The 13,510-nt window shown below is 42.2% G+C and carries 15 protein-coding genes; 11 read left to right on the top strand and 4 right to left on the bottom strand.

The genetic code is table 11. The annotated features are described in order from the left end of the window. Positions 1-71: 71 nt before the first annotated feature. The gene (gene dnaN, locus LA303_RS05065) at positions 72-1,202 is read left to right on the top strand and encodes a DNA polymerase III subunit beta (protein WP_240526845.1); all 1,131 of its coding nucleotides are present in this window, start codon (positions 72-74) and stop codon (positions 1,200-1,202) included. A gap of 19 nt (positions 1,203-1,221) precedes the next feature. Here dnaN and LA303_RS05060 read toward each other — a convergent pair whose 3' ends face one another. Together LA303_RS05060 and LA303_RS05055 are read right to left on the bottom strand one after the other, a co-directional pair. Then, positions 1,222-2,307, bottom strand: coding sequence for an IS4 family transposase (locus tag LA303_RS05060; RefSeq protein ID WP_240524782.1), 1,086 nt, complete (start codon positions 2,305-2,307; stop codon positions 1,222-1,224). 155 nt (positions 2,308-2,462) lie between these two features. Further along, entirely contained in the window at positions 2,463-2,903 is a 441-nt protein-coding gene (locus tag LA303_RS05055; protein ID WP_240526844.1) for a PaaI family thioesterase, read from the bottom strand. A gap of 159 nt (positions 2,904-3,062) precedes the next feature. Here LA303_RS05055 and LA303_RS05050 point away from each other — a divergent pair, with 159 nt between their 5' ends. The 8 genes from LA303_RS05050 to rpmB all read left to right on the top strand — a co-directional run bounded on the left by LA303_RS05050 (position 3,063) and on the right by rpmB (position 10,083). Beyond that, positions 3,063-3,965: a glycosyltransferase family 2 protein gene (locus LA303_RS05050; RefSeq protein WP_240526843.1), complete on the top strand. Its 903-nt coding sequence runs from the start codon at positions 3,063-3,065 to the stop codon at positions 3,963-3,965. 11 nt (positions 3,966-3,976) lie between these two features. Continuing rightward, a complete protein-coding gene (locus LA303_RS05045) occupies positions 3,977-5,149 on the top strand; it encodes a MalY/PatB family protein (RefSeq protein WP_240526842.1) in 1,173 nt (390 codons plus the stop codon). Between the two features lie 12 nt (positions 5,150-5,161). Further along, positions 5,162-5,713, top strand: a complete 552-nt coding sequence (locus tag LA303_RS05040; protein WP_240526841.1) for an SRPBCC family protein — start codon at positions 5,162-5,164, stop codon at positions 5,711-5,713. A gap of 64 nt (positions 5,714-5,777) precedes the next feature. Further along, on the top strand, positions 5,778-6,917 hold the full coding sequence (locus LA303_RS05035) for a DegT/DnrJ/EryC1/StrS family aminotransferase (RefSeq protein WP_240526840.1): 1,140 nt from the start codon (positions 5,778-5,780) through the stop codon (positions 6,915-6,917). 2 nt (positions 6,918-6,919) lie between these two features. Continuing rightward, positions 6,920-7,501, top strand: a complete 582-nt coding sequence (locus tag LA303_RS05030) for an acyltransferase (protein ID WP_240526839.1) — start codon at positions 6,920-6,922, stop codon at positions 7,499-7,501. Between the two features lie 60 nt (positions 7,502-7,561). Then, on the top strand, positions 7,562-8,593 hold the full coding sequence (gene galE, locus LA303_RS05025) for a UDP-glucose 4-epimerase GalE (RefSeq protein ID WP_240526838.1): 1,032 nt from the start codon (positions 7,562-7,564) through the stop codon (positions 8,591-8,593). 25 nt (positions 8,594-8,618) lie between these two features. Then, entirely contained in the window at positions 8,619-9,671 is a 1,053-nt protein-coding gene (gene rfbB / locus LA303_RS05020) for a dTDP-glucose 4,6-dehydratase (RefSeq protein WP_240526837.1), read from the top strand. A 172-nt stretch (positions 9,672-9,843) separates the two neighbouring features. Beyond that, positions 9,844-10,083, top strand: coding sequence for a 50S ribosomal protein L28 (gene rpmB / locus LA303_RS05015; protein ID WP_240526836.1), 240 nt, complete (start codon positions 9,844-9,846; stop codon positions 10,081-10,083). A 74-nt stretch (positions 10,084-10,157) separates the two neighbouring features. Here rpmB and LA303_RS13450 read toward each other — a convergent pair whose 3' ends face one another. Both LA303_RS13450 and hpt read right to left on the bottom strand, forming a co-directional pair. Further along, positions 10,158-11,327 carry an adenylate kinase gene (locus LA303_RS13450; protein WP_262901569.1) on the bottom strand — a complete coding sequence of 390 codons (1,170 nt, stop codon included), beginning with the start codon at positions 11,325-11,327 and terminating at the stop codon, positions 10,158-10,160. A 15-nt stretch (positions 11,328-11,342) separates the two neighbouring features. Next, the gene (hpt, locus tag LA303_RS05000) at positions 11,343-11,879 is read right to left on the bottom strand and encodes a hypoxanthine phosphoribosyltransferase (protein ID WP_240526835.1); all 537 of its coding nucleotides are present in this window, start codon (positions 11,877-11,879) and stop codon (positions 11,343-11,345) included. A 438-nt stretch (positions 11,880-12,317) separates the two neighbouring features. Between hpt and purE the strand changes: the two genes are divergently transcribed. Together purE and LA303_RS04990 are read left to right on the top strand one after the other, a co-directional pair. Beyond that, the gene (purE, locus tag LA303_RS04995) at positions 12,318-12,824 is read left to right on the top strand and encodes a 5-(carboxyamino)imidazole ribonucleotide mutase (protein ID WP_240526834.1); all 507 of its coding nucleotides are present in this window, start codon (positions 12,318-12,320) and stop codon (positions 12,822-12,824) included. Between the two features lie 140 nt (positions 12,825-12,964). After that, a complete protein-coding gene (locus LA303_RS04990; RefSeq protein WP_240526833.1) occupies positions 12,965-13,264 on the top strand; it encodes a hypothetical protein in 300 nt (99 codons plus the stop codon). The last annotated feature ends 246 nt before the right edge of the window (positions 13,265-13,510 follow it).

Genomic DNA, 13,510 nt, shown 5'->3' with positions numbered 1-13,510 from the left:
CCCGTCTTCAATTAACGGAATTTTTTACTTTTACTTTTTGAATATTTTTGCAAAAAGAAAATACTAACACCATGAAATTTATCATATCAAGTGCCAATTTGCTGAAAAGTTTACAAAAGCTCAGCGGCGTGATGAGCAGCAGCAACACCTTGCCTATTTTGGACGATTTCTTATTTGAATTATCCGAAGAAAAAACGCTGAAAATCACAGCCTCCGACCTGGAAACCACCATTTCGGCTACCGTACAGGTGGAAATGGCCGAGAATCCTGGAAAAATTGCCATTCCGGCCCGGATGTTACTGGAAATCACCAAAACATTCCCCAATATTCCTGTAACCTTTAACGTGGACATGGCTTCCCAGGAAGTGCAATTGATGGCGGGGGAAGGAAAATACAAGCTGATTGGACATAATAGCGACGAGTTTCCCCAGATTCCTAAACTGGAAAATACCATTTCGGTAAAACTCAACGCTTCTTTATTGGTAAATGCTTTTAGCAAAACCCTTTTTGCCACCGGGAATGATGAGTTACGGCCAGTAATGTCCGGCGTTTTGTGCGAAATAAGACCGGACCACATTAACTTTGTCGCCACCGATGCCCATAAATTGGTTCGCTACCGCCGCAACGATATAAAATCAGGGAAAAATGCTTCCTTTATTTTACCCAAGAAGCCATTGAATCATTTGAAAAACATTATGCCGGATGATCCGGAAATGGAAGTCGTACTGGAATACAACGACACCAATGCCGTTTTCCAGTTTGATGACGTAAACATGGTTTGCCGCTTGATTGATGGGAAATATCCCAATTACGAAACCGTTATCCCCACACAAAATCCTTACAAGCTGGTGGTTAACCGGAAAAATCTGCTGGATTCCCTGCGCCGGGTAGCTATCTTCGGAAGCAAATCAACCCATCAGGTACGGTTTAAAATTACCGGTCAGGAACTGATTTTAACAGCCGAAGATATCGATTACTCCAGCAACGCCAAAGAGCGATTGAGCTGTAATTATTCCGGCGAAGACATTGAAATTGGTTTTAACTCCAAATTCATGCAGGAAATGCTTAATACGCTGGAAGCCGAAAACATTGACATTGAATTATCGGCACCGAATCGTGCCGGAATTATCTTACCCGACACCAACGACAACGAAGCGGAAGACATCCTGATGCTGATTATGCCGGTGATGTTAACCCAATAATGAATAATCAAGTAACGACCTAAGTACATGACAAAAATTGGAAGATATTGAACTCAGGAGTATAACTATCATTAAGAAAGCATTTTGTAATAAAGTCGAGACCTGTTTTAAAGATTGTTTTTGCTTTTCTACCGTGTTTTTTAATTTTAATCGGTTTGATATTTTGATGGATATGAATACCCACTTTGTAAACCCAGACAAAAGCAACCATAATCAACAAGACGAGTTTTTCAATTCTTTTGATATCTGAAAGGTGTGTTTTTTCAATATCGAAACCGCTTGATTTCATGGCTTTAAAGGTCATTTCTATTTGCCATCGTTGTTTATAGTAATCATCAGCCTTTTCCGGTTTGGTAAATGATACCAGAATTAGATATTCTCCGTTATGTAATTTGCTTCCGGACAAATAGCACAACTGTCCGTTTACTTCTACAATGTTGGGGTAATATACAAACTCATTTATCCTGAATGCATTGAATAACCAAAATGCCTTAATGGTTTTATTCTTTCTGGGAACAAAAACTTTAAAATTATTTCTGATACGAATATAATAGTGCAGGTTATTATTGTTAAGATACTTAAGCCATTTTTCACCAACAAATTCCCGGTCTGCAACAATACATTCTATCGTACCTTTTCCAAAAAGGTTGATGTATCGTTCAATCAGGTTTATCCTTTCCTGCGAATTGGAATTACCCCGTTTTTTTAACATACTGAACAATAATGGAAAGGCTACTCCCTGATACACTATGCCAAGCATAAAGATGTTTATGTCTGTTTTGCCAAACTTCCAATTGGTTCTGTCAATAGAAAGTGTTAATCGTTCTTTGTGGGGCAATAAACTGAAAATTAATTTTGCGATTAAATCAGAATCAAGAGAATAGGATGAGATAAATCGTTGGATACGGCGCAAGGAAGAACTTTCTTCTGCCTGAGTATCAAATCCCCTTGCCAGGCTCTCAAAATGAACAGTCCTTACTTTTGTTAAAGCAATAATGAATAATGATATGAATTTTATCCGGGCTAAATTCAGCCTGCCTTCAAAATGTTCCTTTAAAACTGAAACTAAATGACTATCTTTACTGCTGACATTGGTATTCTTCATCTGACAAATACTTGGTAAATATTCGTCTAAGATACTGAATACCAATGTTTTATCCAAACTTTTTAAGGGTTATTTTGCTGATTATCAGTGATTTATTTTTTGTCATGTACTAAGAGTAACGACATAAAAAAAGGAGCCCGAAAGCTCCTTTTTTTTTATTTTCTCAGAATACTGAAAGCACATCGTGCCACCACTACCGGTTGTTCCTGATGCTTTTGGTAAAGTTTAACATCGGCCACGATAATTCGTTTTCCGGATTTCACCAATTCGGCTGTTCCAAACACATCGGCTTTAATAGCGCCGTGCAAATAATCAATGCGCATATCTACCGTATTGACCTGATCACCAGGTTTAGACATACTCAAGGCCACCAGTCCGCCCGTGGTATCCGCCACACTGGCTAAAATACCGCCATGCCACAATCCCCGCTGAAAATCCCCCACAAATTTATCCTGAAAAGGAACCCGCACTTCAGCATATCCTTTTTCCAGTTTCTCAATTTCTATTCCCAGCAATTTATTCACGGGCATCACATTCTGAATAACTTCTTTGAGAAGGGCCAGATTTTTTTTGTCCACAGCCGCTTGATCTTCCATTTTTTCTTTTTTTGATTTCTGATTCGGGTTTATACAGCAAAGGTCTGAAAAAAATCGAATAAAAACCGCTTGTCCCACTGTTTTTTCAAAGTTCAGAAAACCCGTTCCCCGGAAAAAAAATTGCCGTACCTTTGATGCAAAAAAGAAATCAGCCGGTTCATGATGAACTTCAACAATATTCAAAAGATACACCGGACCCGTCCTGAAGAAAATCACCTTTTCTCCTTACTGATTCCCAGTTGGAATAATCTGGAATATTTGAAACTGTGCATCCGGAGCATCCGGCAAAATTCTGCTTTTCCGCATCAGATCATTGTTCTTATCAATGAAGGAAAAGACGGAAGTTTGTCATGGATCAAAGAACAACCGGATATTGACTACGTTTACTCTCCTGACAACATCGGAATTTGCTATGGATTAAATGTCTGTCGTCCACTGATACATACCGATTATATTGTTTACGTCAATGATGACATGTACATGCTTCCGGGTTGGGACCAAAACTTTCTGGACGAGATCCAAAAACTCCGTCATCATTGGTTTATGTTGTCTGCTACCATGATCGAGCCCCAAGAAACCAATAACATTTGTGGCTTGGTAAAAAATTATGGCGATCATCCCGCCGCATTTCAGGAAGAGCTTCTTTTAAAAGAATTTAAAGACCTTGAAAAACCCGACTGGTCGGGCAGCACCTGGCCACCGGTACTTATTCCGGTAAAACTTTGGGACTTGGTCGGCGGCATGAGCATTGAGTTTTCACCAGGAATGTATTCCGATCCCGATCTCTCTATGAAACTCTGGAAAGCCGGAGTAAGATATTTTAAAGGATTAGGCAACAGCAAAGTGTATCACTTTGGCTCTAAGTCAACCGGAAGAATAAGAAAAAACCGGGGAAGAGACATGTTTCTTCGTAAATATGGCATAACACCCAATTATTTTGTCAAAAAATTTCTGAAGAGAGGAGAGCCTTTTTCGGGAAACCTTACTGAGCCAAAAATCCCGTGGAAAGATAAATTGTTGCATAAGTTTAAAACCATATTGCTTCTTTTTCAAAACGATTGATTACACCAAAAATGGATAAATACAACTTTGACCAAATCATTGCACGCGAAAATACCGATTGCGTAAAATACGATAAACGGCAGGAAACTTTTGGCCGTGCCGATGTTTTACCGCTGTGGGTGGCCGATATGGATTTTGCCACTCCCGATTTCATTCGTTATGCAGTCATTGAACGGGCAGCCCACGAAGTGTATGGATACTCATTTATGTCGGACGCTTATTTTCAGGCCATTGTAAATTGGGTAAAATCCCGGCATCAATGGGTAATTAAAAAAGATTGGATTAGTTTTTCTCCGGGCGTAGTACCGGCTATCCATTTTGCCATTCAGACTTTTTCTGAAAAAGGGGACGGAATCATTGTTCAACCTCCGGTTTACTTTCCTTTTTTTGATGCCATTCACGACAATCACCGTCAACAACTGGACAATTTGTTAATCCGGAAACCGGATGGTACATACCATATCGACTTTGATGACCTGGAAGAAAAAGCCAAAAAAGCCAAAATACTCATCTTATCGCATCCGCATAATCCGGTCAGCCGGTGCTGGACCCGCGAAGAGCTAAAAACCATGGGAGAAATCTGCGTGAGAAATCAGGTAATTATCATCTCCGATGAGATTCATAACGATTTGATCCTTCCCGGATTTAAACATTACCCCATGGCTGCTTTATCGGATGAAATTGCCAACATGACCATCACCTGCATTGCGCCAAGCAAAACATTCAACATCGCAGGACTATCCACCTCTTCTGTAATTATCTCCAATCCGGAACTCCGCAAACAGTATCGCCAAACCTTAAAACAACATCATATCCTGAAAGGAAACTTTTTTGGAATGGTTGCTTCTACTGCCGGCTATACAAAAGGCGGACCGTGGGTAGACGCCCTGATGCAATATGTTAAAGAAAACTTCGGGATTGTTTCCGAATGTCTAAAAAACGAACTCCCTGATTTAAAACTTACTCCGCCGGAAGCCACTTTTCTGGCATGGATTGATTTTTCAGGAACCGGGCTCTCCGATAAAGAGATAAAAGACAAACTTGTTTTCGAAGCCGGGCTTGGGTTGAGTCACGGCCCGGTGTTTGGCCCCGGTGGAGAAGGTTTCCAAAGAATGAATCTTGCTGCTCCGAAAAAGATTATTCAAGAGGCCTGTGAAAGGCTGGTGAATGTTTTTAAACCATAAAATTTAAATTCCATGAAAGCCTCTTTGCGATTAACCCTGCAAATCATTTTTGTTGTTTTTATACTCTTTTTCCTGATTCCTTTGTTTCTCCCATCCACTTATACCATCACGGCTGACAGAATAATCAATGCCCCAGACTCTGTCGTATTCAATCTGGTTAACAACCTGAGAACAAGAAAACAATGGTCTCCGTTCATGCAGGACTTTACCATGAAGAACACCTTTTCAGGACCAGCAGAAGGAGTTGGGGCCAAACGGTCGTGGCAAAGTAAAAAGTCAGGTAGCGGAAACATTGAAATCGTACAATCCGTACCGTATAAGGTCATCAAAACAAACATGGATTTCGGAACGCCGGGAACAGCTACAGGATATTGGACTTTCAAGCCCTATGAAGAAGGCACAAAAGTATCCTGGCAATTACATTTCAGTGGATTGCAATATCCTTTTGGCAAATGGCTGGGACTTTTTCTCAAAAAATCCATCCGGCAAATTCTGGAAAGCGGTCTCGACGCTTTGAAAATAGTAGCAGAAGACGACTCGGCCCGCAACAAAGAAACCCGCTGACACACATGCTTTCTTTCTGTTTTTCCTACCTTTGCTCACACGTTAAAAAGTACAGTAAAAAATTATGAAATATCCCATGGTTGACCTGAAAGGTCAGTATTTAAAAATCAAACCGGAAATTGATGCCGCCATAGCAGATGTTCTGGAAAATACGGCTTTTATCAAAGGTCCGGCAGTAAAACGGTTTGAGAAACAATTAGCTGATTACCTGCAAATAGAACATGTCATCAGTTGCGGTAACGGCACCGATGCTTTGCAATTGGCTTTGATGGCACTTGATCTGCAACCCGGTGATGAAGTCATCACAACGTCATTTACTTTCATTGCCACGGCCGAAGTCATTGCCCTGCTCAAACTCAAACCGGTGTTGGTAGATGTGCTGCCCGGCACTTACAATATTGATCCGGAGGCGGTACAAAAAGCCATTACCCCCCGCACCAAAGCCATCATTCCGGTTCATCTTTTCGGACAAACGGCTGATATGCAACGAATCATGGAAATTGCAAAAGCCCATCAGCTTTATGTAATCGAAGATACAGCCCAGGCACTCGGGGCCGACTTTACCCATCCGGACACCGGAAAAACACAAAAAGCAGGCACCATCGGCACCATTGGTTGCACATCTTTTTTCCCGTCGAAAAACCTGGGTGCTTACGGCGACGGCGGAGCCGTTTTTACTCACGACGATCAACTTGCTGAAAGATTACGAATGTTGGCCAACCACGGCATGAAAGTCAGGTATTATCACGATTATGTCGGCATAAATTCTCGTCTGGACACCCTTCAGGCAGCTATTTTGGCGGTAAAGCTTCCCCATCTGGACGAATACGCCCAAGCACGCCAAAAAGCTGCTGAATTTTATAACTGGGCTTTTGCCGACTGTAAAAAAATCCAAACGCCGCAAACGGCACCGTTTACCACCCATGTTTTCCATCAATACACTGTAGTCCTTGATGAAAGCATTGACCGGCAAGCCTTAATGAAGCATTTAAAGGATCAAGGTATTGCTTCTGCCGTATATTACCCGGTTCCGCTTCATTTGCAAAAAGCTTATCGCGACAAGCGGTATGGCGAAGGCGATTTCCCGGTCACAGAACAATTAAGTCGTACCGTACTCTCTTTGCCCATTCATACCGAAATGACAACGGACATGCTGGAAGAAATCAGCCAGGCTGTTTTAAATTTTATTCATCAAACCTTGTGATCATGAAAAACGAAAAGGAATATTTTGCCCATGAAACCGCAGTAATCGACGAAGGTTGCGAAATCGGAAAAGGAACCAGGATCTGGCATTTTTCGCACATCATGACCGGATGCAAACTGGGAGAAAACTGTAACATCGGGCAAAATGTGGTGGTTTCGCCCGACGTGGTGCTGGGAAAAAACGTCAAAGTACAAAATAACGTTTCCATTTATACCGGTGTTATTTGCGAAGACGATGTTTTTCTCGGGCCATCCATGGTTTTCACCAATGTCATCAACCCACGCAGCAATGTCAACCGCCGTGGACAATACACCCGAACCGTTGTCCGGCGCGGGGCTTCCATCGGTGCCAACGCCACCATTGTTTGCGGACATGACATTGGAGAGTTTGCCTTTATCGGTGCCGGAGCTGTAGTCACCAAAGAAGTGTTGCCTTATGCACTGGTAGTAGGCAACCCGGCCCGGCAAATCGGATGGATGAGCGAATACGGCCACCGGCTTGAATTCGATGAAAACAATCTTGCCGAATGTCCTGAAAGCCACGAAAAATATATTCTGGAAAACGGCCGGGTACGAAAACTTTAATCCGGGTTGCACATCCCGTCAAATCGTTGTATTTTTACTTTCTCAACAAAAACATTCATCATGAAAATTCTGGTAACAGGCGGAACCGGTTATATTGGTTCCCACACCGTGGTAGAACTGCAAAATAAAGGCTTTGAAGTATTGATTGTAGACAATCTTTCCAACTCCAGCGCTGAAATCGTCGATAATATCGAAAAAATTACGGGCACCCGTCCGGTGTTGGAAGTCTTTGACCTGGTAGACCGTGAAAAAACCGCCGATTTCTTTCAACGAAACAACGACATTGCAGGGGTCATCCATTTTGCCGCTTACAAAGCGGTGGGCGAATCGGTGGAAAAACCGTTGATGTATTACCGTAACAACCTGGTTTCGCTGATGAATATCCTGGAAAGCATGCGCGACAACAACATCCAAAACCTGGTATTCTCATCATCCTGTACGGTTTACGGACAGCCGGACGAACTTCCGGTTTCAGAAAAAGCCCCGATTAAAAAAGCGGAATCGCCTTATGGAAATACCAAACAAATCTCGGAAGAAATTATCCAGGACACCATAAAAGCCTCAGACATTCACGGAATTGCTTTGCGCTATTTCAATCCCATCGGCGCACACGAATCAGCTTTGATCGGAGAACTCCCGCTTGGCGTGCCCAACAACCTGGTTCCTTTCATCACGCAAACAGCCATCGGCATCCGCGACCAGCTGAAAGTTTTCGGAAACGACTACCCTACTCCTGACGGAACGCCCATCCGCGACTACATCCACGTGGTTGATCTGGCCAAAGCCCATGTAATCGCTGTGGACCGCATGATTCAGGATAAGATGAAAAAACCGTTTGAGGTATTTAATTTGGGAACCGGCAAAGGATATTCCGTTTTAGAAGTGATCAAAGCTTTTGAAAAAGTTTCCGGATTAAAGCTCAATTACAAAATTGTGGGCCGTCGCGAAGGCGATGTAATCCAGGTTTGGGCCGATCCTTCCTTTTCCAATCGCGAACTGGGATGGAAAGCCGAAAAAGGACTGGAAGAAATGGTGGCTTCGGCCTGGAAATGGGAACAAGCCTACCGTAAAAAATTAGCAGATAAACAGTAACCGTTTAACATATTATTGATAGAAAATGAAAAAAATACTGATCACCGGCGGAGCCGGATTCATTGGTTCTCACGTAGTCCGGTTATTTGTAAATAAATATCCGGATTACCAGATTTATAATCTGGATAAACTGACTTATGCCGGCAATTTGGAAAACCTGAAAGATATCCAAAACAAACCCAATTATCATTTTGTTCTCGGCGACATCACCGATGATGCTTTTATTCAAAAGCTTTTTGAAAAAGAGCAATTCGACGGCGTAATTCATCTGGCCGCCGAATCGCATGTCGACCGATCGATTACCAACCCGAATGCCTTTGTTTTTACCAATATCATTGGGACTGTAAACCTGTTAAATGCAGCCCGGGCAATCTGGAAAGAACATCCGGAAGGAAAACGTTTTTACCATGTTTCCACTGACGAAGTTTATGGCGCATTGGGACAGGAAGGTTTTTTCACAGAAGAAACCTGCTACGATCCACACAGTCCGTACTCAGCTTCCAAAGCCGGTTCCGATCACTTTGTCAGAGCATATCACGACACCTACGGCTTACCGGTCATCATTTCCAATTGTTCAAACAACTACGGCCCCAATCAGTTTCCGGAGAAACTTATTCCGCTGTTTATCAACAATATTCGGCATAACAAACCGCTGCCGGTTTACGGAAAAGGGGAAAACGTACGCGACTGGCTTTATGTGGAAGACCATGCCGCCGCCATTGATGTTATTTATCATCAGGGGCCTGACGGCGAAACTTTTAACATTGGCGGACATAATGAATGGAAAAATATTGACCTGATTAAGGTGCTGTGCAAAGTGATGGATAAAAAGCTGGGACGTGAACCCGGCACTTCCGAAAAGCTCATCACCTTTGTTACTGACCGGGCCGGCCATGACCTGCGTTATGCCATCGACTCGTCCAAACTGCAACGCGAATTAGGATGGAAACCCAGCCTGCAATTTGAAGAAGGACTGGAAAAAACCGTAGATTGGTATCTTAACAACCAGCAATGGCTTGACAATGTTACTTCAGGAAACTACCAAAAATACTACGACGAAATGTATGGCAACCGGTAACCCTGAAAAATCATTTTATTACAACCCGTAAAATATACAGATAACAACTTAACAATCAATAAGTAACACTGCAAAAGAACAGAAACTGAAAATTTTCGGGAAACATTTGAATAATTCAAAAAATATTCCGTTCTTTGCACTCCATTTTTGAACACGATAAAAGCGCACAACCATGTCAAGAATTTGTCAGATAACAGGAAAGAAAGTGATGACCGGAAACAACGTGTCCCACTCCCATATTAAAACCAAACGAAAATTTCATCCCAATCTTCAAACCAAACGGTTTTATGTTCCGGAAACCGGAAAATGGGTTACGTTAATGGTATCGGCTGCCGGACTTCGTATCATCAACAAAAAAGGAATTTACAATGCTTTAAAAGAAGCCGAAGCCAAAGGATTTTACAAGGCTTAACAAGCAAAAAAGAAACCATAAAAAAAGCTGTCAACATGTTGACAGCTTTTTTTATTTCCATACACTTCACACGATCAGTACGACTCGTGTAAAATATCCATTACTTTCTTTTTCAATTCTTCAAAAACTTCCGTTTCGGTACCTTCGGCACGGATTGAGAAATATTTTCCTTGATTTTTGTAATAATCAATTACCGGATTGGTTTTCTCCTTATACTGCTCTAACCGATTCACAATCAACTCCGTACTTTTATCATACGAACGGGCTTTATGCGTATGGCCACGGGCCGAAAGACGCTTTATAGCCTCTAAAGTGGAAATCTTCATATCAATCATAGCCGAAACCGACATGTTTACTCTTTTCAGCAAACCGTCAAGAATGTAAGCCTGAATGAGCGTACGCGGAAAGCCTTTAAAAATAAAACCATTGGCATCCGGGTTTTCATTAATCTTTCTTTCAATCAGACGAATAGGAATTTCATCCGGCACAATTTCCCCTTTATCCATGTATGGTTTTGCCAGCTTCCCGATTTCCGTACCGTCTTTGATTTCCTGACGCATCATTTTTCCGGTGGAAATATACACCAGCCCAAACTCCTTGGCCAGCAGATTTCCCTGGGTTCCTTTTCCGGCACCGGGTTTTCCCAGCAAAACAATATTGGTATGCTGAACCGACTTGGTGCGTTCCACAATGTCTACAATCTGTTTAAAGATTTCATCCACATCGCCCACACCGTTTATCGGATAATATTTATTCTTTTTAGCATAAAAATCAGCAACCGGTTTGGTTTTGCTCTCATACTCTTTCAACCGGTTTTTAATCACATCCAGCGTATCATCAGAGCGCCCCGAAACCTTGGCGCGTTCCAGAAGCCGCCGGATAAGTTCTTTTTCAGGCACTTCCAGACTAATCATACAATTGAGCGACGAATTGAGCTTCAACATCAATCCTTCCAGAATATAAGCCTGTACCGTAGTCCGTGGAAATCCGTCAAACAAAATCCCACGTGAGTCCGGATTGGTTTTTATCTTTTTTTCGATCAGCTGAATAATCAGCTCATCATCTACAAGTCCTCCTTTTTCAATAATCGACTTGGCTTTCATCCCCAGCTCAGACCCTTCGGCAATTTCCGAACGCAACATATCTCCTGTAGAAATATAGGTCAGGTTGTACTTTTCCAATAATTTTTTCGACTGGGTACCTTTTCCGGCACCCGGAGGTCCAAAAAGTGCAATATTTAACATGATTTCAGATTTTGGTTATTGAACGATTTTATAAATGTCTTTCAGGTTACGGGCCTGCCCGTTATAATCCAGTCCATAGCCAATAATAAAATCATTCGGAATCTCAATGCCGATATAATCAATCTTAAAATGTTTTTTGTACGAGTTGGGTTTAAATAATAAGGTGGCAATGCGTAAATCTTTTATCTTTTTGTCGCTCAGATATTCCAACACTTTCTCCATACTGATGCCGGTATCCACAATATCTTCCACCAACACCACCGTCCGGCCTGCAACATCTTCATCCAAACCAATCAGTTGCCGCACATTACCGGTAGAATGCGTTCCCGAATAAGAAACAAATTTGATAAACGAAATTTCTGCCGGAAAATGCAGTTCTTTAAATAAATCACCCGCAAACATAAAAGCGCCGTTTAAAATCACTAAAAAAAGCGGATTTTTATCCGCCAGGTCACGTTCCAGTTCTTTTGCCATCCGACGAACAGCTTCCAAAATTTTTTCATGCGGAATATAAGGTTCAAAAACCTTATCCAAAACAGTAATTGTTGCCATTGTAAATAAAATATCTGTAAACGATTACAAAGATAACATTTCGAAGCTATGATTTTATCTTCTTCAAAAAATTTAGACTTATTCCAATCATTTTAAGGGTGGCAGCCGGGTGCTCCGCTATAGTCCCTTGTCCGGAAACCGTGTTTCGCAGGCAGCAGGCAGGGGCTTCACCTGTCGCCCTGCCTGTGCCGCTGCACATCGGTTCCGGCCTGCAGGAGCTGCCGCTGCGCCCTTCCAAAGGAACTCCTTCGGAGCCTGCCACATTTTTTACTTTAATTCTTATCCGGCATTCATTTCTTCCAGCCAGCATATCTTGTCCGGATCATCTTTTCATCTTTTCTTCTTTCCAATCAGCCCGGCTCAAAAGACAAGACTTTCCCATCAAAATGTGTACTTTTGCTTGTAGAAAAACAACCCAAAAAACAAAATCACATTCCCATGAACCCACGCGTTAGTATCATTATGGGCAGCACATCCGACCTGAAAATCATGGAAAAAGCGGCCCGTTTTTTTGATGAAATGGAAATTCCGTTCGAGATGAATGCACTCTCAGCCCATCGCACCCCCGAAGCCGTTGAAAAATTTGCCAAAGAAGCCGAGCAGCGCGGACTCGAAGTCATTATTGCCGGAGCCGGCATGGCAGCTCACCTGCCCGGTGTCATTGCCGCCACCACTCCCCTGCCGGTCATTGGCGTTCCCATCAATGCCACACTCGACGGAATGGATGCCCTGCTTGCCATTGTACAAATGCCTCCCGGTATCCCGGTGGCTACAGTAGGCATCAACAATGCTTTAAATGCAGCTATTCTTGCAGCACAAATCCTTGCTGCCGGCGATCCGGCGATCCGGAAAAAACTCGTTGCTTACAAAGATCAACTCAAACAAAAGATAGAAAAAGCCAATACCGAACTCAAATCAATTCAATTCAAATTTAAAACCAACTAATATCTTTGTAAATACCGATATTAAATCAAAGCGCTTTTGGATTAAATAAACCAAAAGCGTATTTTGATAGCTTTTAATGCGCTAAAAACATTCAGAGTGTTATTTATTTCTGTTTGGTTCACAATGTACTGATACTTTGGATGGAAGAATATGAAATTCGGGACAGAACACCAACTGCGCGGGATAGCTCCCGAAACGAGCGGGCCAGCGTAAGCGTGAATGCTGGAAATTTTACAGCACCGAGCAAAAGCGCTTGCGTTTCGGTTGACAAACCGGTTCTTTTGCCGGTGATGTTGGTTTCCGGCAGAGCGGGCAGAAGCATTCGTTTCGGGCCGCCTTCTTTGGTTCCTTTCTTGGCGGAGCAAGAAAGGAACAAGAAAACAAAGACAAAATGGTGTATATCTGTCAATAAAGAACCTGAAAATAAATTTGTTGGATAGAAATTTTTCTGGTTTAAATTATTGAACCACTTCGGGGTTCTGCTTCCTATTATTTTTATCTCACGGGGTTTACCCGCGGTTAATCCTATTTAATCCCTTCGGGATTACAAAAAAATATTTTACAAAAGGTAAAAAATAAACCGAGCGACAAAGTACGAACCTTTTTCTCCGCGAAAGCCTGATGGTAGCATATTAAAACAGGAATTAGTCATTTTGATTTAATATCATATAACTTCATCGAAGTAA

It is taken from the genome of Candidatus Sulfidibacterium hydrothermale (assembly GCF_020149915.1).
Classification (GTDB): Bacteria; Bacteroidota; Bacteroidia; order Bacteroidales; family F082; genus Sulfidibacterium; species Sulfidibacterium hydrothermale.
This window is presented reverse-complemented; position numbering and strand designations above follow the sequence as displayed.